This window comes from Sedimentibacter sp. MB35-C1, from assembly GCF_030913635.1.
Lineage (GTDB): Bacteria > Bacillota > Clostridia > Tissierellales > Sedimentibacteraceae > Sedimentibacter.
Window position 1 is genome coordinate 194,189 of sequence record NZ_CP133188.1, and the last position, 23,379, is coordinate 217,567.

Here is a 23,379-nt window from a genome sequence, read left to right on the forward strand (position 1 = left end):
TCCATATAAGATATACTGCATTATATTTGTATTATCGTTCCAATGTTCATTTCCTCGGCCTTTGCTAATAGATAGCTGGAGACGGCAATGTCTTGCAGGGAGATACCCGTGCTGTCAAATACGGTTATATCCTTGTCGGATTGTCGGCCTCTGGTATTTCCCAGAATCAAATGACCGATTTCAGTCAGTTGATCGATGCATAAATTACCTTCCCTTATTGCTTTCTGTGTTTCACCTACAGTTGATGCTTGCGCAATATCATCAACAAAGACAACCGCATCATCAAGGATTTTCTCGTCGATTTCCTGCTTGCCGCCCATATCTGCTCCAATGCAGCTGAAATGTATGCCCGGTTTTATCCACTCCTTTAAAATTAACGGTTTTCGGGAAGGGGTAATGGTAATGACCGCATCTGTTTCCGCCAGTGCTTCCACCGGGCTGGCAACAACAATAAACTCAATGGCTTCTAATCTTTTGTGCCAGTTCTTATTGTCCGGATCTTTAAAATCATTCGCGATCTTCCCAAGCTCCTTCTTGATGGAACGCTGAAATCTAACAGCACTTTCATATTGCGCGGGATTAAAGATATATACCTTCTTGATTGACTCTACTGCTGACAAAGCGGCGGCAACCTGAAATACTGCCTGGGTTCCGGTTCCTACAACCAGCAGCACTTTCGAATTCTGTCTTGCCAAATATTTAATACCAATCGCACCGGCGGCTCCGGTACGCAATCCTGTTAAATATCTCGCATTTATGATTGATTTTAGAAATCCGGTTTTTAAATCAAACAACATAGATAAGCCGGTTAAAGCCGGAAGGCCAATCTTAACATTTTTACCAAACCAAGCCACTAGCTTAAGTCCAAACACATCCTCTTCGTTCAGCACTCCGGATTTGATATCCATATCGGCTGAGCCCGGATGAAGATCTTCCGATATCAGCGGAAATAGTCTTGCCTTATTGGATGCCTTCATAGCATAGGCTTTTTCAACAGACTCGATTGCACTTCTTATGTCAAGCATACTTTTAACATCATCGTCAGTTAGAATTCTTACAGGTATCATTTTTCACACTCCTTAATTAGTTTTTATTTAACAATGTAATTATAATAAATGTGTTTTAAAAAGTCTCCAACCATTCATGGTTGATTATTAACCAACCAAGTTGTATAATGCTTTCAAGGAGGAATGATGATGTTTGATATTGATTGGAAACCGGACAGGAGCGATTCAACTCAACTGTATTTGCAAATAGTAAGATATGTAAAGGATAAACTCGCTGATGGTGAATGGGAGATCGGCTCAAAACTGCCAAGCCAGAGAGTGCTTTCTGAAATTTTAGGCGTCAACAGGAGCACGGTCGTAGCTGCACTTGAGGAGTTGGCTGCGGAAGGTCTTATTAAAGGCAATGCCGGCGGCGGCACGACAGTCGTCAGCAATACATGGAACTTACTTTCAACAACACGTTCTCCCAATTGGAACTGCTATATTTCCTCAGGAGCACACCAGCCAAATCAAACTATTACGCAGCAGATTTATCAGGCGGAACGTAGAACGGACATCATCAATCTGGGCCCCTGTGAACCCGCACCCGACTTGATTCCATATGAAAAGATTCAAAAAACATTGAAAAAGCTCTCCAATTCTATAAAATCTTTAAACTATGAAGAGCCAAGGGGTTCAATTGATCTGCGAAAAGAAATCTGTGCTTATCTTAAGAACATCGGCATAGAAACGGAGCCTTCATCAATATTGATCACTTCCGGAGCCTTACAGGCACTTCAGCTCATATCGCTGGGCCTTTTATATAGAGGTTCTGTTGTATACCTGGAAAAACCGTCTTATCTGTACTCTCTAAGAACGTTCCAATCATTTGGAATGCAACTGTCAGGAATACCTTTCGATCAAGAGGGCATCAATATAAAGGAATTGCTTGGAAAGCATCAACGTAGAAGAGGATCAATGCTTATCACCATACCAACATTTCACAATCCAACAGGAAATGTTATGTCGCTACGAAGGCGTAAAGAACTGATTGAGGCTTGCGAGTCCGAAAGATTGCCGATTATAGAGGACGACGTTTATCGTGAGATTTGGTTTGAAGAAACACCACCACCGCCACTAAAAGCATTTGATCAAAATGGGCTTGTCCTGTATATTGGCGGTGTGTCTAAGAATCTAAGCCCTGGTCTCAGGATTGGTTGGGTTGTCGGGCCGGAGAAGGTTATTGAACGGCTGGCGGATATTAAAATGCAGAATGATTATGGATCAAGTTCCATTTCTCAATATGTTACTGAAGAATTACTTGCCAGCGGTCTGTATTATGAGCATAATGAATTGCTGAGAAAAAATGCTAAAACACGGCGTGATACTACACTTTCGGCATTAAATAAATACTTTAGCAACCTCGGCTCTTGGACTGTCCCATCGGGAGGTTTTTTTATCTGGCTAAAGTTAAATAATAATGTATCAATGCATGAGATTTTTTATAAGGCTTTAAAAAGGAATCTCCTGATTTACCCCGGAGATTTATATGACTTTCATTCAAGCCGATATATAAGAATTTCTTATTCTTATATATCATTGGAACAAATAGATCGCGGTATAAAAATTCTCTCAGAAATAGTTTCAGAATTATTAACATAATTCAATGATCTTCATAAGCAAACAAGACGTCAGCCTTGTCTGTAATGTGTGTAGTGTAATAACAGTTGCTCAATCTCAGAAAGTTTTGTGCCGTAAAAAAATATCTTGACATTTCAAATTCTCCTTTTAATTACTTTTATGCAAAAAATAGGCAGTGGATTTTATGCATCATCCACTGCCTATTTCTGACCTTATGATTCAGTTTTAGCGTAATATTTGTCCCAAATTTCTGTTTATAGTCTTGTAAATTTAATTTTACCTTATGCCATCTGTAAATCGCCCTAAAAAACAAGGAAATATATGTCTACCATAAACTTAGTTAAAATATTACTTTTATTATCAATTTTTATTTTTTTCGTTAATTCTAAGTGTCGCTGATTCTGTGTAATTGGAGAATATATACCTCCCGTTTCTTACTGCCGCAAAATTCTGCGGTACGTATGAAATTTGTCAGCTTAGTGTCATGCTCATACTCTTCATTTTAAAGTATTATCGATTGCCTGAAGAACAAACCAATATGTTAACGGGTACGCATTGCTGCCATAAATTACATTTTCGCTTTCCTTATAGCTTCTCACAATGTTATATTGGTCACCATCCATAATAAGCAAATTAAAATAATTCTTGCGCCACAATGGAAGCAAAGAAAATGAGCATACGCATTTTATTCCAAATTCTTTTGTTGGATTAATTAGATTTTCTTTGTGACCTGTTGGGTTACCGTAATAATCATAATAATTTCGTTGAACGGTATTTGTTTTAAAATCTACAATATCCTCTCTTAAAGTTGTCCCATACGCAGTGGCATTATAAGTTATCTGCGTCATCTGACTCATCATCGCACTAGATATAATAACAGCCGATATATAACAGCCTATTACCACAAATATCGCGCTTCGAATATACTTTTTTAACTTTCCAGTTTTCATAAGCTTCACCTCATATAAATAATACGTTGTAACCTCAAGTATTTGTGATTCTAATATAATTTAACAAATAAAAGTATAAGATTGAATTCTACATCTGTACCAAATCAGAAATTTTACTCTATTCGATTGCGTCCGTTGTTCTTGGCTTTATACAAGGCTATATCAGCGCTTTTAATAAGTGTACTCATCGTATGCGATTCTGTCATTTCTGAACATCCAATACTAATAGTAATATTCTCTATAGTTTCGCCATAATGTAATTCATAGGTGCTTACTTTATCAATAAGTTTTTGACCAACAGATTGAGCTATCTTCAAATTTGAGTTTTTTAAAACAATTAAGAATTCCTCCCCACCCCACCGTCCAATTGCATCTGTGGTACGTAGATTTTCTTGTAGAAGCCTTGAAACTTCAATTATCACTTGATCACCAAAATCATGACCATACACGTCATTATATCGTTTGAAATGGTCGATGTCAGCCATCAATATGGTAAATATACTAGCATAATTGTAATAAGTATTGATTTCCATTTTTAGGATTTCTTCAATTTTTCCTCGATTATAGATTTGTGTTAGATTATCAGTAGTAGCTAGATGCTGTGTTTTTTCTAACAGTTCTTTAGTATAGCCGATGGATTGATCTAATTGATGCAGAAGTTTCATATGAATCATTTGAGTTATAGAAAATGTGAGATAAATCATAAGTAACATGCTGATCATAATTAACATTGACTCACTTTGATGCAACTTATTGTAATCAGACAACCTAAAATTGTTCAAGCCAATATAAGCTCTTGAGCCGTGAACCAATATAAAAAATATGTGTGCAATTGCTACATGAATTGCAAACTTCTTATGTTTTCTATCAGCTTTGAATAAGATAATATAAACTGTATGTATGAAAATAGGTAAAATCATAACAGTAAATACAACAAGTCGCATTCTGATACTGGGAATAAAAAAAGTAAATATACTATATAAACCCATAAAAAGTATGCTGAAAAAAAAATATTGCAACTTTCGTATGTTTATGCTTATAAACTGTCCAATACCGTAAAGAAGAAATATTGCTCCAATATACATTAATACGTTAGCTAGAACTACAGAAAATATTGGAGATAAAACTGATTGCAGACTAGCTAATGAGAGCCCTATAGATTGAAAAATGAAATCTATAAAAATGAACAGAATACCGTCATATTTATCCTTGATTCGATACCATGAAATGCCTAATATGAAAGTACATATATAATTAACAAACATATACGTGTTAATGGTAGTAAATAAATCTAAGCTCATAGATCACCCTTTCCTTAAATAAATCTAGTCAATTTCTTTACCGCTCGAAAGCTCAGATAGCTGTCCATCTTTCTTTTATCATATACTCCACCATGATATGCAATTATGGATATTCTTGACTCTCATTAAATTCATTTAATTTTATCAATTCACCAAATATCTGGACAAATTCGTTCTGCGACTATCCGCATGAATTATTTAGAACTAAATTAATAAATGCTATTCCTTGACCAGCTATTATATTTCTATATCTTACAATTATTTTCTGAACAAAATTCTCTCTTAGAAACGGAGCTTTTCTCCAAATATTTCAATATGTACTTTAGTCCAATTTACAACACGTGTAGTATATTTCACAACTACAAATTGAAATTTACTTGCTTTAACTATGCTCATTTTTCATGTACAGATTTTTCTTTAGCTTATCAATTATGGGCGTTTCAACACCGCTTTTTCGTATCAATTCGTCAAACTCTTCTTGCAAATATATCATTTCAGATTTTGCCACAATACAATGCTTTGCCATCGTTGTTTCTGCGAGTGTTGTCCTCATAAATATAGCAAATAAAAAAGTTAAAATTGGAGTAGGCAGTTCTATCCACCATAGCTTTTGTGGTGTGACCTTTATGCCACTGTTTTTAAGCACTTTTTGTCCCTCTTTTATTCCCAACACCATATCTTTAACACCTTTATATGAATGACCTAATTTGAAGTTATCGCAGTTAAAGCTATATAATGCGTTGGCTATATTACTTACTATGGCAACGTGAGTTCTCTGCCAAGCATCCATATCATTGCAAAAAACAGATGGGATTTTTGCCTGATTAAATAGCTTTATTAATATTTTGACACGTTCTGTTTTTTCGCCGCTATACTCTCCAAAGGTTGTTGTTTGAAACGTCCTTTGTATCCCTTTACCAACAAAGTAATATACCTTTCCATCTTTGCGTTCTCCGCCAGCAGAAGGAAAACCTATCATAAGTCGGTTCTCTCCAATAGCGTACACCCATCTGTCATATCCACCTGCTGTATTAACAACAAATACGATATTCTTTGAGCAGTTTTGAGATAAGGCAGGAAGAATATGATCAACTTGTGTCCGTTGCATTGCAACAATAATATAATCGTACTTATCATCTGGAAGTAGCATATCAATAACTTTAACACTTGCCTTTTCATTTTTTTTCGTTTTTGGATTGACGAGGATAACTCCATCATTTTTTATCTCCTCAAGTCTTTTTCCTCGTGCTAAAACACTAACATTATTTCCTGCAAGAGCAAGTTTTCCTGCAAATATACTACCAATAACGCCCGCTCCGTAAACTAATATATTCATTAAGGTACCCCTTTCACGAAACATAAATAATCTGCAGTTCAAATCTGCAATACAAACTTTCCTATCAAATTCCTATTTACAAAATATTATTATTTGAAGATTACGACATAACAACAATACAAGGCGTCCTGTTATACCATTACCAACTGTGTTGAGGCTTTAATTTACGTCCTAATATTCTACTATTGCGACGTAATTTTTGAATTATGTATAGCAATATGAAAAATTTTATTATTTTTGATATGTGTACAGAGCTGAGCCATTAATCAATTTGGCTATACCAAATTTGTGATAAGGCATTAATTTGTCTGCTTTTGAAATATCTATCCATTTTATTTCGGAGATTTCTTCCAGGTTATTAATATGCCATATCCATTATATACCACATGATATGTATTTTCAACAACTAACCGTCCCCTATGGACTCATTAATTATACAATAACTTCCATGTCATATTATTCAATGATTGAGCTGAAATAGTACGTATATAATTTGTTTCTGCAATCTTTATTTCAGATTTACTAAAAGGCGCATTTGAAATGATTCTTCCTCCATGAAAACCATCATAATCTTCAGAAGTATTGTAATATTGATTAGCAAATATGATCTCTTTAATAATATCTTCCTTTTGCTGTAAACGATTAAAAGCAGTCTTTACAACTGTATATTCTGAACTTCTATGCCTATGCATGAAATAGGAAAACTATTTGAAATATTTGAGCAAGAAACTAATTTAATGCATAAGGCAGTATTATTTAGATATATTCTATGGTTTAAGAAATTCAGAAATAAGAATTGGTGCTAATGTGGATGTCCAAACAGTAGCTAAGAGAATGAGACATTCTAATGCAAGAACAACAATGGAGTCATACATACATTCAGTAGATGCCATAGAAAAGAAATCAGCAACTGAATTAGAGAACTTTATTAATAATTTAATGGCAAAATAATAAACGGGCAAATTTTATAGCAAGTAAATGCTAAAAATTTGCCCGAGATTATTAATCAATACAACCATTGAAATTAACGCATATTACGGGAGTCTTCTGTATAAATACAAAAATAATTTATAACAGAAGGTCAGAAAAATGGACAGTTTCCAATGTATTTTCCAGGTTGCTTAACCTCACTTATTAAGTAGTGTACCTGTCACAATATATTAACATCAAATTTGTGAATAATAACTTTGTATCTCCTTATCATTTAGGATTTTTATTCTTGTTTTTATTCTGTTGACTGCAAAGTTTGATTAATTATATTAACCATGATATCTTTGGTCATCATACCAGGAACATAACCAAAAATGTTTCCTTTCTTATCAATCATAAAGGTGGTTGGAAATGCCGATATGTTATAATTTTGTAGCACTTCTCCTGTTTCATCAAATAGTGTGGGGAAAGTATATCCATTATCATGTAGAAAAGTTTTAATCTCTTCCTTTTCGCCATCCTGATTGTTTGGATACTCTTCACTTCTAGGATTCGCAATTCCCAAAAATACCACTTCGCTCTGATTTAAATTATACTCATTGTAAAGTGCCTCTATATCAGGCATTTCCTTTTTACAGGGTGGGCACCAAGTCGCCCAAAAATTTAAAAATACAACTTTGCCTTTATAATCAGAAAGTGTATGTTCATTACCGTTTTGATCTATTAAAGTGAAATCAAATGCTGGGAATTGATCGCTTGTTTCATTTTCTTCATCTGAATTATTATCTAGGCTCTCAGTTTCTGAACTATTTTTAGATTCAGATTCATCTGTTTTATCTGATATGTCCTGTGAACTGCTTTGCTTATTATAGCTATAAGAATTCAAATAAGCTGATACATTGTTCATCCATCCCGTAAAAATCATAATTCCCATGATGATGAGAATTATTCCTCCGGCTTTAATAGTATATTTCAACAGTCTTTGTTTTGATTTTATAAAATTCAAAGCCTGTGTCGTAAATATTCCAAGTAAAAGAAATGGAATTAAAAATCCAATTGCATAAACAAATACAAGCAGATTGCCTACTAATGAAGTTGTTGCTCCTGATGCCATAATAAGCACCGAAGAAAGGGCTGGTCCAATACATGGTGTCCATGCAAAGCTAAAGGTGAATCCCATGATAAGGGCTATAATTGGATTCATTTTCTTATCAGTCAATTCAATATGTATTTTTCTTTCTTTTTGTAAAAACGAAAAATCAAATATTTCAAGCTGAAATAACCCTAATATAACAATAATTATTCCGCCTATTCTTGTAAACAGCAGCTTATTGTTGCTAAAAAAACTGCCAAGAATCGTAAAGGACATTCCTAATATAAAGAATGCAAAAGAGATTCCTAACACAAAAAACATTGTGTTCAGGAATACTTTTTTCCTGTCATATACAATCATACCATCTTCATTTACTCTTTTTCCACCGCCAGCTAAATAGCTCATATAAACTGGGATTAGTGGTATTACACAAGGTGAAAAAAAGGACAATATTCCTTCTAAAAATACAAGTATAAAGCTAATACTATTTGATGCTACAATTCCCTCAAACATAACTTTTCTCCAATCATATTTATGCTATAGTCTTGCTATATCAGTTTTTTCACAATAAATTCATCTAGTTAATATAATGTTTTTGAAACAATAAATAAAATATTATTATAAAATCATTAATTTTTCAGTAACCAAATTACATAAGTAAAGCAAGACTATCAAAATTAGAATGTACAATGGAGTCATATATACATTCGTTAGATGCCATAGAAAAGAAATCAGCAACTGAATTAGAAAACTTTATTAATGATTTGATGGCGAAATAATAAACGGGCAAATTTATAGCAAGTAAATGCTAAAAATTTGCCCCAGATTATTAATCAATATAATCATTGAAATCAACGCATATTGTAAGACTTTTCCGTATAAATGTAAAGAATTATTTATAACAGAAGGTCGGAAAAAGGTAGTTTCTTACTTTATCTATTAGCCGACGAGCTTACTTCTTCGCTCGACTAATACTACATCGTGCCATTTTCCATTATCCATTTTACCAAGTCTTTCTCTATACCCTATTTCCCTAAAGCCACATTTTCTATGTAGATTCAAGCTGGAGGTATTCTCTTTAATAATTCCTGATTGCAGGGTCCAATACCCGTTTTCTTCTGAGAGTTCAATTAATTTTTCCAGAAGCGCTGTTCCAACTTTTTGACCTCGATACTGCTTATTGATATAGATGCTTACTTCTGCAACTCCAGCATAAACACACCGACTGGATACAGGTGATAAAGCTGCCCAACCCAGGATGATGTCACCTGTTCTGGCTACCAGGCGGCAGGATTTGCAATGTCCTTTATCCCATTCTTCCCAGCTCGGCGCCTCACTTTGAAACGTAGCTATTTTGGTCATAATTCCTTCTGCATAAATTTTTGCAACCTGTGACCAGTCAGATGCTTTCATCACTTCAACTTCATAATCCATATTCCCCCCCCTATTTATATGCTTTAACATGTGCACCTGCAAAAGCTCCATCTAATGCTTCTTCATCCATTTTAGAGTAAATGTTGCCTAATTTTTTAGATACTGCAATCTCTTTGATAACATCCTTAGTGTAGATATTTACAGGGGTGATCTCAATCTCTTTAAAGCCAATCTTTTTCAGAATTATTTCGTATTCCTCCACTGTTAATGCACCTGAAATACAGCCTACCCACATCTGAATGTTCTGCCTTATTTCATCTGAAACAGGTTTCAATTGAACGATATCCGCTATGGCAAGCCTGCCGCCTTTTTTCAGAACACGGTAAGCCTCTCCCAAGGCATCTTCCTTGCTTTCACTCAAATTAATTACGCAATTTGAGGTAACAACATCAACGGTTTCATCCTGCATAGGAATATCCTCTATATATCCTTTGATGAATTCCACATTTTTTGCGCCGCTTTTTTTCTTATTCTGATTTGCTAATTCCAACATTTCATCAGTCATATCAAGACCATAGACTTTCCCAGTTTCACCTACATATTTCGATGAGATCAGGACATCGATACCTCCGCCGCTGCCCAGGTCAAGTACAGTTTCACCCGGCTGCAAATTTGCAAGCACAAGTGGATTGGCACACCCTAAAGATGCATTAATTGCTTCAACAGGTATCCCTGCTGTAAAATCTTCAGAATACAAAACGGATTCTTTCGCTGTATCGCCACAGCATGATGTTTTGCATCCACAGGACATTTTTGCATTTTCGCTTACCTTTTTTGCAATACCGCCATAATACGTTTTAATTTCATCCTGAATACTCTTTTCCATAATAACTTACCTCCTGTTAAAAAATTTATTGAATTGAAATTACTTAACAACAATTGTTACTTTCGACAGCTTCTTTAAAAAGTTGTAAACTCTCAATCACTTGGCTCCTTTTGTTTTCCGGAATTGAATTGAAGATGCATTTATAATATTCATCCATACTTTCTTCAATATTTCTGAATACACTACTACCTTTTTCAGTTAACTGAATAATTACATAACGTCTGTTCTCCATATCTATATCCCGGATAACCAGGTTCGATTTAACTAGATTATTGATAGTTCGGCTCATTGTACTTTTATCTAAGCCCAACAAGCTTGCCAGGTCAACTAATGAAATCTTTTCTTTTCGTCCGATTTCAACTATGGCATGGCACTGTGCTAAGCTAACCCCACAGCAGGAGGCATCGTTTTTTTCCAGAGCGCCTAAATCTCTGACAAGTATTCGAATTAACTCACGCAAAACTTCACTTCCTTGATTTATCATTTCATCACCTCACAATCATAATATCATACAACAGTTGTATTTTGCAACTGTTGTTTTTTATTTTTATTCTATTTTTAATTTTTAAAGTCAAAGCTTCACCTTCATAGTTCAAAATAAACTCACATATAGCACACCGTCAGTCCTCTCACAACCTTTTTAATACACAATGTCAAATAAAAGTCCACACCATTTATGGTGCAGACTTTTAGCTTATGCAGTAGTATAAGAGCTCTAAATTTTATTTTGCATCAGTAAATATTTAATTTTAAATATTGATATACAGTAAAAATTCTAAATTTTATGCAAATTACTTAAGCATTGTACTGTTGTTTATAATTGAAGTATTATATAAAAACAGTACATCTTGATCATCAAAAGTTATGAAATCTCCAATCATATCAGAGCTAATATATCTTAAATCTACAAGTGTAATCTTACTGTACGCATCAAGTAAAAGCGGCGCTAGACTACTTGCAAATGAATCTCTAAAAATTATCAATTCACTATCTGCCTGAGTATTATTATTATATATTTCTACTATTGGTTTAGCTCCAGATAAAAACACATCATAAGAATCTACACCTAATAAATTTTTTTCATCATATATTTCTGTTTCTACCGGAGTTGATACAGAATCGTCATAATAAAATACAGAAGCGTTGTTAAGCGTCTCGCTAACTAAATAACTAAGTGTGTCTGGAGCAATAGGCAAGGCCGCCTGACCATAGTATGAACCATAAAAAGGATAATACTCTGTCTTTTTATAATCCATATCAATAGAATTATAATTTGGATTCATAGTAGCAGCAAGTTTATCAGCGACTTTAATAATGCTTTCTTGTTTCCAGTGCAAGTCAGTTCTATAATAATCATCTAACGAAAGAATATCAAACAATGATATATATTTCATATTTGCCACCCTGTCATTTAGTGTATTCAGCATATCTTCATAGTCAATGAATAGATGCTCATCATCATTTCTTACAAAATAATTTTTGTCAGGAATTACAGAGTAGTATACATTCATGTCCTTAAGGTATGCTTCATAAATAGAATTAAGCTTTTTTGTCATATTTACCACACTTGCTTTACGATATGGATATTCCATTTTAAACACATGATCATTTTGCAAATAAATATCATGCTGATCAGAAAGGCCAAATAAATAAAAACCTGCTGATGTTTTTAAAGTTCTAAAGTAATCTCTGAAAACTATTTGATCAAGTGCATATTTTTCATATTTTTTTATAAACTCACCGTCTTTTATTGTATGCCATGACAAGGTAGGAAATTGTGTTAGCTTTCTACGTTCACTTTTTGAGACCTCCTTAGCGGGCAAAATGCTATTTAAAAGAAGCATTGCTATTAATATTCCCGTAAACGAAAGTGATATAATCTTATGTTTCATCCTATACCTCCTAAAATCTAAAATATAAAAATGGCTGAAATGAGGAATCTACCAAATATCCTACAGATAATAAAAGCAGAATAATCAGCAATACAGGCTCAATATAATCGGCAATCTTTTTAAAAGTTTGATTAATAGTTATTTTTCGAAAAATGGCGCTTGGAATATCTGTAGAAAAAACTATTGAAATAACCAAGACACCAAAATAGCTGTGTAAATAATAAAGACTTTCAGCTGAAATTAATGGAATATTCGTCAATCCAATCATGGATTTTATAAATGTAGCCGCATCAGCAATGCTGTTATTAAACAGTACAAAGCTTAAAACAACAATTAATATGGTATATATATGTGAGAAAAAAGATGGAATTTTTTCAAGCACCTTTAACATGAAAAGTTTCTCAAACATTAATGCTATGCCAAAAAGAAGTCCCCATAAAACAAAATTCCAGTCTGCACCATGCCAAAAACCAGTTAATCCCCAAACCACAAACAAATTAAATATCCATCGTAATTTACCCTGACGATTTCCGCCTAAAGGTATATATAGATAGTCTCTAAACCAACTTCCCAGGGAAATATGCCACCTGCGCCAAAATTCAGTAATACTTTTTGAACAAAATGGATGGTCAAAATTTTCCAAAAAATGAAATCCAAACATACGACCCATACCAATAGCCATATCACTGTATCCAGAAAAATCAAAGTATATCTGCAAAGAAAACGCAATAGCACCCAACCAATAATATAATACAGATGGCTGATTGGTTTGTGTAGCAAGTGTCCATAAGTTTGCAATTTGATCTGCTATAAGCAGCTTTTTGGATAATCCAAATATAAAGCGTCGCACCCCATATGAAAAATCAGCAAAGCTATGTGTACGTTCAGCAAGCTCATTATTCACCGTTTGATATCGGACAATTGGTCCTGCTATAAGCTGTGGAAAAAGTGAAATATATAAGGATAAATTTATAATATTCTTTTGTGCTTTAACTTCTCTTCGGTACACATCTATAATATAGCTGATTGCTTGAAATGTATAAAAGCTAATACCTATTGGAAGTGCAAGCTTTAAAAGCGGTATATCCGTGGAAAACAACGTATTAATATTCTTAATAGTAAAATCCGCATATTTGAATAATCCAATCAGTGTAATATTCACAGAAATAGCAATACCTGTAACCATTTTTCTTAATATCAATTGATTGCATCGTTCAATTAATATACCAAATATATAATTCAACACTATTGAAAAAAGAAATATAAATACATATTTTGGCTCACCGCAAAAATAAAACACCAAACTTGCCATAAGAAGAACCATATTTTTTACTTTGTACGGAACAGCAAAGTATATGATTATTACTAAAGGTAAAAAGTAAAACAAGAATGTAATACTGGAAAAAACCATGATTATGAATTCCTTTCTAAGATGACTTACATTGTTTAAAAAACACCCCTTCTAAAAAAACTAGATGGAGTGTTTCTATTTTTAAACAATTATTATTTTATTTTGAAAGTTCTAAAAATGCATTGTGATATTCTTCGGACATTTCATCCATAATAAGAATAATCGTATTGCCAATATTATCCACAATTACATTTTCAGGCTCAACCCCAACACAAATCCACTTTCTTGGATCTACATTTGTTTTAATATCATTCATTATATTTGTTACATCACTTCCATCTTTTGCTCGCATCAATACAATTGAATGGGCGAAAGAACCCATCATAGGTTCTGATGCAATGCCTTCTGTATACTCAATGTTATTTGTACCGAGAAAATACTCAATATTTTCAGCATTAATTTCTGTTTGAGCAAGTTTTGGCGTTTCAAGCCCTGCCTTTTCATAAATCTTATCAAGTATAGAACTTAAAGATTCTGAGTCCAGTGGATTCTCATTTACCGAAGGATTCCCCCCCGATTCTCCAGTAGTGGGTTCACTTTTTGAACAAGCCACTACAGTTACTGCAAGTATACCTAATAAAACTAATGATCCTATTCTTTTTAAAATATTATTTTTTTTCATAAAGCCTCCAAATATTTATTCTAATTTTTATATATATTTAGACGCTACAACAAATAAGAAGTTCCATAATATTATTACCAGTATGAACAATAACTGGAATCATAATTAATTTAAACCATAAGTGTTTTTATTTATTATACCATGCCATCAATGACATTTGTGGTATCAATGACACTTTTACATTATCTATTTTTCAACGTAATAAAAAATAAAGATGACAAGCCTATATGACCTGTCATCTTCTGACATAATACTTTTCGGTTTCACCCCGAAAAAATATCGATAATAATTTTACTTTTTTACAAAAGACTTATTTCACTCTCATGACACTATAATCGTGAATTTTATTAAATTTTGACTTTTGCCCTTTTTTCGTTGACAATTACCGCAAAGTGCCTTATGATATAGTCAAAGATTATGAAAGGGTGAACACAATGAAGTTATTTGGAAAATCCGGTATTGTAAAAGGCTCCACACAACTCGATATGATAAAACATTGTGCGGAGCCCAATCAAATTAAGTAAATATTTATTTGATAGATGATTTCAGCACAATCAATTTAAGCTTAAGCTTATGTTGGTTGTTTTGTGATGCTCTTTTAGATAAATAAATATTGAATTTGAATATTTGGCCGTAGACAATGTTTTGTCTGCGGCCTTTTGCTATGCTATTTTTAAGAACTAATTATGTATATTGGCATAATTAGTATAAAAGCAGAGGGCTTACACCTACGGGTGTATAGTTCCCTCTGCTTTTTTGTTTATATTTTAAAAGAAAAGGATGTAGTCTAAAAATGGAAAACTCAGAACAGGATTTAACAATTGGAAGTGTACCAAAAAAACTTATAAAATTTGCAATGCCCTTATTTGTTGCTAATTTGCTCCAATCATTTTACAGCATTGTAGATATGTTGGTTGTTGGTCGAATAGTTGGGAGCACTGGGCTTGCAGCAATCAGCAATGCCTCAATGATTAGCTTTATCATTAACTCAATTTGTATTGGCGTGACAATGGGCGGCACAGTATTAGTTGCTCAGTATAAAGGAGCTAATGATGAACAGGGTCAGAAAAAGACGATAGGAACCTTGTTTACAATATCTGTCATTGCTTCGATTATCGTTACCGTGATAGGGCTACTTGTATATAAGCCCGTGTTTGAACTTCTCGGCGTGCCGTCTGCTTCTATGAAAGACGCTTGCGATTATATGCTGATAATATGTTTAGGAACATTTTTTGTGTTTGGATACAACGCTGTCTGCTCAATTATGAAAGGATTTGGCGACTCAAAAAGTTCACTCTATTTTATTGCAGTGGCTACTGTCGTTAATATTTTTCTTGATTTGATTCTAGTTGGGCCTTTTGGATTGGGGACAAAAGGTACTGCATATGCAACAGTTTTTTCACAAGGCATTTCTCTCATAATTTCAATTGTTTGCTTGCGACGCAGCGGTTTTATTTTTGATTTCAAGTTGCAAAGTTTTGACATTGATATGGACAAACTGATTGCCATTTTGAAAGTAGGATTACCCACTGCAATTCAAATGGTAGTTGTTAATATTTCGTATCTCTTGATTACAGGTATGCTCAATCACTTTGGCGTCTCGGTAGCAGCAGCTTCGGGAATCGGATTAAAAGTAACTACTTTTGCCGGTATGCCTTGTTGGGCGCTTGGTCAAGCGGTTACTACTATGGTAGGACAAAATATAGGAGCGAAAAACATTGAACGTGTTCAACATACTACGACAATAGGACTGCGTTTGAATATAATCATTACTTTACTTGTTGTGATACTTGTACAGATATTTGCAAAACCTATTGTAATGCTTTTTGAACCAGAAAATTTAGGGGTGATTCAAGAAGGCGTTTTATATTTAAGAATATGCTGCTCAATAAACAGTTTGATTTACGCGGCGATGTATACTTTTGACTCCTTTGCTATTGGTATTGGGGCTGCAAACATAGCCATGTGTAATGCACTGTTAGATGCAGTCATTGTACGTTTACCTATAAGCTGGTCGTTAGCTTTTGTACTTCATTATGGTTTTACAGGAATTTATATAGGACAGGCACTTTCTCCGATATTGCCGGCTATCGTTGGTACAATTTATTTTTATCGGAAAGGATGGAGACATAAAAAGTTTTCACATAGTTAATCAGTAAAAATCGAAATCACCTGCTGAATGGCAATAAAAAAAGCCGTAGTTCAGCAGATGATTTCGTACGCCCATTATTTGTTGTAGAAGCTTTGGAGAATAGCCACTATGTGCAAGAAAATTTATCTACATCTTTTAATAATGGGTAGTTCAAACTTTGATAAAGTGTATGATAAAATCAGCGATGAAGAGAAAAAATCTCTAATTTCTTCGCTAATCAAAGAAATAGAGATTTTTCCATGTGATGAGGCTAAATTGCCTTTGAAGTCTATTTTATTCAATTTTCCTGTTTATAAAGATGGTGGAGATGTTTGTGGGTTTTTGTGGGACAAAAGTACGCACGTCTCCACATGCGTTGAAGCGACAAAAATGATGTCAAAAGTATATGTTACATCCTTGGTGGAAAGAATAATATATGATTTTCTATTACTTTTCTTCCAATTTTTTTACTGTATCTATACCGATTTTTTCAATTGCTTCTAACTGTCGAATAGCTAATTTATTCAAGAAGACATCGGAAGAAGACATCGGGACGTTTCGCCTGTCTTGGTTTATTCCTCTAAGCCTATACTATATATATCACCGTAATCCTTTTCTCCTGCTACTCTTTGCATATTCGCTCGTTTAAATTATTATATAGGGACGGGGTTATTGTAACATTACATTTTCTGAATTATTCTACTATGTTGATTCCGCACTGCTTTTTGCCAATAACTCAGTATCCTTGTCTTGATAAGATACATGAAGATATGTGAAACGTCCCCGTGTCTTATGAAACGTCCCCGTGTCTTATTTAAATCTGCATATGCTATCGTTGAACTCTCCCAGAGCCATCTCCTCCAGCAAGTTTTTCTACGTCTGCAACACTTACACGATTAAAATCACCAATAATTGAATGTTTAAGACAGCTAGCGGCAACAGCAAACTCTAATGCTTCTTTTTTATCTTCATATTTATTTAAGCCATAAATTAATCCCCCTGCAAAAGAATCACCGCCACCAACTCGGTCAATAATATCTCGAATTTCATATTTTTTACTTATATAGAAATTCTCTCTATCGTTTATACACGCACTCCACCCATTTATATCTGCACTAACACTTTCTCTAAGTGTAATTGCAATTGTTTTTAAATTTGGATATTCATTTAAAACAGCAGAGGTAAGTCTTTCATATTTATTTCTATCAATCTTTCCACCTTCAACTTCAACATCTAATTCCATGCCTAAGGATTTTTGACAATCCTCTTCATTTCCAATAGCAACATCTACATACTTAGTTAACTCTCTCATAACCTCAGGAGCCTTTTTCCCATATTTCCATAAGTTTTTACGGAAGTTCAAGTCACAAGAAACAGTTATATTTTTTGATTTTGCATATTTTACACTTTCCAAAGAAAGTTCCATCGCTCCTTCTGAAATAGCTGGAGTAATACCTGTTATATGAAACAAATCAATATTTTCAAAAACCTGATTCCAATTTATGTCTCCAGGCTTTGCTAACGCTATTGCAGAATAGTCTCTATCATATACAACCTTACTAGGTAATTGATTAGCCCCTGCTTCCAAAAAATAAATACCCATACGTCCTGGACCACGTTTAATTCTAGAAACATCAACTCCAAAACCTCTAAGTTCCTTTAAACACTCATCTCCTAAGATATTTTCAGGTAGAATTGTCATATATGAAACATCCATACCATAGTTTGCAAGTGAAACTGCAACATTTGCCTCTCCACCCCCAAAGGTAGCTTCAAGGGTTGGGCTTTGGAAAAACCGTTCATGCCCTGGAGATTTTAATCTTAACATTATTTCTCCAAAAGTTAGTATTTTCATATTACCACCGTCCTATTTTTTTAGATGAACCGCAAATCCACCAATTTCGTTTTCAAAATAAATTGCTTTAATGAACCCGGATTCATCAACATTTTTTGTATTTAAATTAAACTTAATTCCTTTTCTACTAAGAAAAGCCATCGCCCTTTCTACTGATTTAGTTTTTATTGCAATATGTCCTTTTTCACCAAGGTAAGGAGCTTTCATTACTTCAACAGCATCTCCTGCAAAAATTGAAGAATTTCCTAATTTATATTCAAAACCAAACAAACTAGAGAAAAGTTGTGCAACATTTCTAGCTTCCTCTTCATTTCCGCAGTTAATACCTATATGTCCTAGCTCAAAACCAAGCATGTTCTTTACTGCTTCTTTTGTTAGGGAGGTAATCACATCAAAATCACCTTTTTTAATTAAATCCTCATTAACCATCCATGTTCCACCACACGCAACAACATTTTTCATTGAAAGGTATTCGTTAAGATTTTTTGCATTCACACCGCCTGTTGGTATGAATTTTAGATTTGTATATGGACCACCAACCGCTTTTAGATATGCTGCTCCACCACTCTGTTCTGAAGGAAAAAACTTAACAACATCTAATCCCAATTCCATTGCTGCTTCCATATCGCTTGGAGTTGATGTTCCTGGAATAATTGTAATTCCCTTACTTATACAATAGCTTACAATCTTTTTATTGAATCCAGGACTAACAATGAATTTGGAACCTGCTGAAATAGCTTTATCAACCTGTTCAATAGTCAATACTGTTCCAGCACCAACTAACATGTCTGGAAACTCTTTGCAAATACTTTTGATTGCTTCTTCGGCATGTTCTGTCCTAAAGGTTACTTCTGCTAATGGAAGTCCCCCTTCCATAATCGCTTTTGCTAATGGAACTGCTTTTTCTAAATCGTTGATTTTAATAACTGGGACAATTCCATATTCTGATATTCTTTTTAATAATTTATTCATTATATACACCTACTTTAATAGTAACTTAAGTAATCTACTTGCTTTCACTTTCAACGCTAATTTTCCATTTACTTATATCATTCCATGCTTCAGCATTACTAATTCCTAACTTTTCCGGTTCAAATATTGCATTACCCGTAGACTTATATTGTTCTTCGAAATCTTTAAAAACTTTCATAAAGACATTTCCCATCATTAATAATGCAATAAAGCTTAGCCATCCCATAATTCCTACACCAACATCTCCAAGAGCCCATGCAAGACTTGATTCTTTGGAAGAAAATAATATAATAGCAACTACAGTTGATATTCTCAATATAATTATCAGACTTTTTTTATTTGCTTTTTTAAATTTGCTAATTAGATAGAAAATTCCAGTTTCAGACGAATAATAGTTATATGTAACTGTAGTAAGAGCAAAGAAGAACATTGATATTGCAACAAATGCTGATCCCCAACCCGGAACATATAAATCTATCGCGCCTTGTACATACCCTGGTCCAGCTTGAACTCCAGCCAGATTTTCAACTATACCATCTACATTGTACTGTCCAGTTAACAATGCCATAAATGCTGTAGAAGTACATACGAATAAAGTATCAACATAAACTGATAATGCTTGTATTAATCCCGATTTAACAGGATGACTTACTTCTGCAGTAGCTGTTGCATGAGTTGAAGTACCATTACCAGCTTCGTTTGAATATATTCCTCTTTTTACTCCCCAAATAATTGCGGTTCCCGCAATTCCTCCAAAAATTTGATTTTTTCCAAATGCACTTGAAATAATTATAGAAAACAATTCAGGAACTTCTTTTATATTAATTATAATAAGTGTAACAGCAACTAATAAATATATACTAGCCATAATTGGAGCTACTTTCTCGGCAAATTCACTAATTCTTTTTATACCTCCAGTTATAATAAATGCAATCAATATGGCTACAACAATGCCAACAATTTGTTTGTTGAATCCAAAAGCATTATTTAAGGAATCAGCAATCGCATTTCCTTGAATGCCTGGTGTACAAAAACCTAGAGCAAATACAGAAGCAATAGCAAAAGCAATAGCAAATTTCTTCATACCTAATCCTTTTTCTATAAAATACTGTGTTCCACCTCTGTATTCATTTCCATCCTTGACTTTATAAACTTGTGCCAAAGTTGATTCAATTATGGATGTTGCTGCACCTAAAATTGAAGATAGCCACATCCAAAAAATCGCACCTGGTCCACCTATAAAAATAGCAGTCGCAACACCTGCAATATTTCCCGTACCTACTCTGCCTGATAAAGTTACTGCAAATGATTGAAATGCTGAACGCCCCACTCCTGTGCCATTCTTTTCAACTGTATACTTTCCCATTAGCTTAATAAGTCTAAATTGTGCACCTCTTGTTCGAATTGTATAATATAGCCCCGTAATCAACGCTAAAGCAACAAATATATTACTCCATAAAATACCATTAATACTATCTAGTAGTTGTTGTAACATCTTTACTTCCTCCTAATTTAAATAATATTTAAAATATTTTTATTACACTAATTATTTTTTTCTTCTTTATGTTAAAAGGCATAAGTTTAACAAGTAATTATTTTTTAGTATCTTCTTTTTATATATTCACTAATTCTTCTCAATGCTTCTTTCAGATTTTCATCAGAATTTGCAAATACAACTCGTAAGTAACCTTCACCCATACTTCCGAAAGCTGAACCTGGAACTACAACTACCTTAGCATGTCGTATAAGTTCTTCTGCAAATTCTTCTGAACTTTTACCAAATTGTTTAATATTTGGAAAGACATAAAAGCTTCCCTTTGGCTTTTTACAACTAATGCCTGGAATGTTATTCAACCCATTTACAATTATATCACGTCGTCTTGTATAATCTGCTAACATACTGTTTACACTATCTTGAGACCCTGTAATAGCTTCTATAGCTGCTTTTTGTATAAAAGTTGGAACGCATGAAACAACCCCTTCTTGTAGTCTCGGCATATTAGAAATAATCTCTTTGCTACCCACAATATATCCTAATCTCCAACCTGTCATAGCATAAGATTTTGAAAAGCTATTAATTATCAAAACTCTTTCTTTTATTTCAGATATCTGAGCTAAACTAAAATATTCTAAATTATCAAAAATTATCTTGTCATACACTTCGTCAGAAAAAATTAGCAAATCATATTTCTCCGCAATTTCTGCTATTTTAATTATTTCTTCTTTCTTCAATACTGATCCCAATGGATTACTTGGTGAATTTAACAAAATAGCCTTTGTTTTTGAAGTTATTGCTTTTTCAATGTCTTCAGATTTTATATTAAAGTCATTTTCTTCATATACAGGTACCCCTACAGCTTTGGCTCCACATAGCATTATCTGACCAATGTAATTAGGATAACATGGATTTGGAACTATAATTTCATCACCCCTATTTACAGTTGATAACAAACATAACAAAATAGCTTCCATACCTCCAACTGTTATCATAACATTTTCATAAGAGTAATTATTGGAATATTGATTATACTTATTTGCTATAGCCTCCCTTAAATCTTGTAAGCCTGAATTGTGACAATAATGTACATAACCTTCATCAATTGCTTTTTTTGCTGCATTCTTAATATTCAAAGGAGTATCAAAATTTGGTTCTCCTACAGTGAGTTTAATTACATCATCATATTGCTCAGCAAGGTCAAACATTTTCCTAATACCTGAAGCAGGATAATTTCTCGTAATATCCGATAAATAATTCATTTTTAGTCTCCTCTATACTAATTGATAGTGTCAAATTGACACTTCTATATATTACACCATGCGCATGGCTTTTATAAATTTAAGCAATTTATTGAATAGCTTTAATTTCATCCCATTTACACTATCTACTAGTGTATATTTAAAATTTACTATTTATTGATGTACATATGAACATGTTTTATAGAAACAACCATAGCATAAACTATAACATTGTAGATTTTAAGTAATCTTTTATTATGCTAATACAAAATTTACAGGGTAAAAACATTCTTCGCCCCTAGCAAATCGAACAGCTTCCTCAGCAACCTTTCTTTTCAATTCCAATGCAGCCTCCTCAGAATACCATGCCATATGAGGTGTGCATATGAAATTTTCATGTCTAAAAAGTGGCGCCTCAGTGTTTAGTGGTTCTTTTTTTACAACATCCAAAGCAGCTCCAGCAATCTTTCCTTCTGTCAGTGCTCTGTCTAAAGCGTCCTCGTTGATTATTCCACCTCTTGCAGTATTAATTATATAAGCAGTATTTTTCATTTTATCGAAAGCTTCATCATTAAAAAGTCCTACATTATTGTCCAATGGACAGTGTATGGATATAACATCTGATTTTTCTAATAATTCATCCATAGAAACAAACTTAACTAAGCTGTCAGTTTTAGTATTGTAATTACTAGATTTAGGATCAGATACCACAATGTTACAGCCTAATGCATTAACACGCTTAGCAAATTCTTTACCAATACGCCCATAACCTATAATACCAACAGTCAAAGTATTGTGACGGTGAATTGGAATAGACTTAGTATAATCCCATTTAGTATTCTTAGTATAATTGCTCATTAAAACAATTTTTCTCTCTAAGGCAAGCATTAGCGTTAAAGCATGGTCCGCTACTTCATTCATGCCATAATCAGGTACATTACATACAATTATACCCAAATTCTTTGCTGCTTCCAAATTAATATTATCTACACCAACTCCATATCGAACAACTTGTTTCAGCTCTGGTAAAAGGGATTTCATAACAGTTTCAGTAATTGGTGCATATTGATTGATTAAGATATTAGCACCTTTACAATTGTTAATTAAATCTTTTTCAGTCTTACACTGTAACAATTTAAACGATAACTTTGCATTATTTAGTATAGTTGTTTCTATATCAATGTTTTTATGATCACAATCTGTTATTATTACTTCCATATGTCCTCCTCATATTAAATCTTCTATTTTAATATGCTCGATGTG

The 23,379-nt window shown here is 33.5% G+C and carries 20 protein-coding genes and 1 pseudogene; 4 read left to right on the forward strand and 17 right to left on the reverse strand.

What is annotated here, in order from left to right; genetic code table 11:
* Positions 1 to 20: 20 nt before the first annotated feature.
* Complete coding sequence (locus RBQ61_RS00940) at positions 21 to 1,067, reverse strand: ornithine cyclodeaminase family protein (RefSeq protein WP_308138678.1); 1,047 nt, start codon at positions 1,065 to 1,067, stop codon at positions 21 to 23.
* A gap of 129 nt (positions 1,068 to 1,196) precedes the next feature.
* Here RBQ61_RS00940 and RBQ61_RS00945 point away from each other — a divergent pair, with 129 nt between their 5' ends.
* Positions 1,197 to 2,648 carry a PLP-dependent aminotransferase family protein gene (locus RBQ61_RS00945; RefSeq protein WP_308140078.1) on the forward strand — a complete coding sequence of 484 codons (1,452 nt, stop codon included), beginning with the start codon at positions 1,197 to 1,199 and terminating at the stop codon, positions 2,646 to 2,648.
* Between the two features lie 476 nt (positions 2,649 to 3,124).
* Here the strand turns inward: RBQ61_RS00945 and RBQ61_RS00950 are convergent, their stop codons facing one another.
* The 4 genes from RBQ61_RS00950 to RBQ61_RS00965 form a co-directional block, all read right to left on the reverse strand.
* The gene (locus RBQ61_RS00950; RefSeq protein WP_308138679.1) at positions 3,125 to 3,577 is read right to left on the reverse strand and encodes a hypothetical protein; all 453 of its coding nucleotides are present in this window, start codon (positions 3,575 to 3,577) and stop codon (positions 3,125 to 3,127) included.
* Between the two features lie 113 nt (positions 3,578 to 3,690).
* Positions 3,691 to 4,878, reverse strand: a complete 1,188-nt coding sequence (locus RBQ61_RS00955; protein ID WP_308138680.1) for a GGDEF domain-containing protein — start codon at positions 4,876 to 4,878, stop codon at positions 3,691 to 3,693.
* A 382-nt stretch (positions 4,879 to 5,260) separates the two neighbouring features.
* Positions 5,261 to 6,214: a ketopantoate reductase family protein gene (locus RBQ61_RS00960; protein WP_308138681.1), complete on the reverse strand. Its 954-nt coding sequence runs from the start codon at positions 6,212 to 6,214 to the stop codon at positions 5,261 to 5,263.
* Positions 6,215 to 6,642: 428 nt separating this feature from the next.
* Complete coding sequence (locus RBQ61_RS00965; protein WP_308138682.1) at positions 6,643 to 6,906, reverse strand: hypothetical protein; 264 nt, start codon at positions 6,904 to 6,906, stop codon at positions 6,643 to 6,645.
* A gap of 115 nt (positions 6,907 to 7,021) precedes the next feature.
* Here RBQ61_RS00965 and RBQ61_RS00970 point away from each other — a divergent pair, with 115 nt between their 5' ends.
* Positions 7,022 to 7,165, forward strand: a complete 144-nt coding sequence (locus tag RBQ61_RS00970; RefSeq protein ID WP_308138683.1) for a hypothetical protein — start codon at positions 7,022 to 7,024, stop codon at positions 7,163 to 7,165.
* A gap of 274 nt (positions 7,166 to 7,439) precedes the next feature.
* Here the strand turns inward: RBQ61_RS00970 and RBQ61_RS00975 are convergent, their stop codons facing one another.
* The 7 genes from RBQ61_RS00975 to RBQ61_RS01005 all read right to left on the reverse strand — a co-directional run bounded on the left by RBQ61_RS00975 (position 7,440) and on the right by RBQ61_RS01005 (position 14,422).
* Positions 7,440 to 8,750, reverse strand: a complete 1,311-nt coding sequence (locus RBQ61_RS00975; RefSeq protein WP_308138684.1) for a cytochrome c biogenesis protein CcdA — start codon at positions 8,748 to 8,750, stop codon at positions 7,440 to 7,442.
* Positions 8,751 to 9,176: 426 nt separating this feature from the next.
* Positions 9,177 to 9,671, reverse strand: a complete 495-nt coding sequence (locus RBQ61_RS00980; RefSeq protein WP_308138685.1) for a GNAT family N-acetyltransferase — start codon at positions 9,669 to 9,671, stop codon at positions 9,177 to 9,179.
* 10 nt (positions 9,672 to 9,681) lie between these two features.
* The gene (gene arsM, locus RBQ61_RS00985) at positions 9,682 to 10,497 is read right to left on the reverse strand and encodes an arsenite methyltransferase (protein WP_308138686.1); all 816 of its coding nucleotides are present in this window, start codon (positions 10,495 to 10,497) and stop codon (positions 9,682 to 9,684) included.
* A 43-nt stretch (positions 10,498 to 10,540) separates the two neighbouring features.
* Positions 10,541 to 10,981, reverse strand: coding sequence for a MarR family winged helix-turn-helix transcriptional regulator (locus RBQ61_RS00990; protein WP_308138687.1), 441 nt, complete (start codon positions 10,979 to 10,981; stop codon positions 10,541 to 10,543).
* A gap of 307 nt (positions 10,982 to 11,288) precedes the next feature.
* The gene (locus RBQ61_RS00995) at positions 11,289 to 12,389 is read right to left on the reverse strand and encodes a DHHW family protein (RefSeq protein WP_308138688.1); all 1,101 of its coding nucleotides are present in this window, start codon (positions 12,387 to 12,389) and stop codon (positions 11,289 to 11,291) included.
* 10 nt (positions 12,390 to 12,399) lie between these two features.
* On the reverse strand, positions 12,400 to 13,575 hold the full coding sequence (locus tag RBQ61_RS01000) for an MBOAT family protein (RefSeq protein WP_308138689.1): 1,176 nt from the start codon (positions 13,573 to 13,575) through the stop codon (positions 12,400 to 12,402).
* Between the two features lie 322 nt (positions 13,576 to 13,897).
* A complete protein-coding gene (locus tag RBQ61_RS01005) occupies positions 13,898 to 14,422 on the reverse strand; it encodes a DUF4358 domain-containing protein (protein ID WP_308138690.1) in 525 nt (174 codons plus the stop codon).
* Positions 14,423 to 15,215: 793 nt separating this feature from the next.
* Between RBQ61_RS01005 and RBQ61_RS01010 the strand changes: the two genes are divergently transcribed.
* Positions 15,216 to 16,574, forward strand: a complete 1,359-nt coding sequence (locus RBQ61_RS01010; protein ID WP_308138691.1) for an MATE family efflux transporter — start codon at positions 15,216 to 15,218, stop codon at positions 16,572 to 16,574.
* 150 nt (positions 16,575 to 16,724) lie between these two features.
* Positions 16,725 to 17,057: pseudogene (locus RBQ61_RS01015) on the forward strand (hypothetical protein); the annotation flags it as partial.
* Between the two features lie 325 nt (positions 17,058 to 17,382).
* Here the strand turns inward: RBQ61_RS01015 and RBQ61_RS01020 are convergent.
* The 5 genes from RBQ61_RS01020 to RBQ61_RS01040 all read right to left on the reverse strand — a co-directional run bounded on the left by RBQ61_RS01020 (position 17,383) and on the right by RBQ61_RS01040 (position 23,334).
* Positions 17,383 to 18,408 (reverse strand): sugar kinase, encoded by a 1,026-nt coding sequence (locus RBQ61_RS01020; protein ID WP_308138692.1) that lies wholly within the window; start codon positions 18,406 to 18,408, stop codon positions 17,383 to 17,385.
* 12 nt (positions 18,409 to 18,420) lie between these two features.
* On the reverse strand, positions 18,421 to 19,380 hold the full coding sequence (gene eda / locus RBQ61_RS01025) for a bifunctional 4-hydroxy-2-oxoglutarate aldolase/2-dehydro-3-deoxy-phosphogluconate aldolase (RefSeq protein WP_308138693.1): 960 nt from the start codon (positions 19,378 to 19,380) through the stop codon (positions 18,421 to 18,423).
* A 34-nt stretch (positions 19,381 to 19,414) separates the two neighbouring features.
* Positions 19,415 to 20,875, reverse strand: a complete 1,461-nt coding sequence (locus tag RBQ61_RS01030) for a sodium:alanine symporter family protein (RefSeq protein WP_308138694.1) — start codon at positions 20,873 to 20,875, stop codon at positions 19,415 to 19,417.
* Positions 20,876 to 20,979: 104 nt separating this feature from the next.
* Positions 20,980 to 22,137 carry a pyridoxal phosphate-dependent aminotransferase gene (locus tag RBQ61_RS01035; protein WP_308138695.1) on the reverse strand — a complete coding sequence of 386 codons (1,158 nt, stop codon included), beginning with the start codon at positions 22,135 to 22,137 and terminating at the stop codon, positions 20,980 to 20,982.
* A gap of 234 nt (positions 22,138 to 22,371) precedes the next feature.
* Positions 22,372 to 23,334 (reverse strand): C-terminal binding protein, encoded by a 963-nt coding sequence (locus tag RBQ61_RS01040; RefSeq protein WP_308138696.1) that lies wholly within the window; start codon positions 23,332 to 23,334, stop codon positions 22,372 to 22,374.
* Positions 23,335 to 23,379 lie beyond the last annotated feature (45 nt).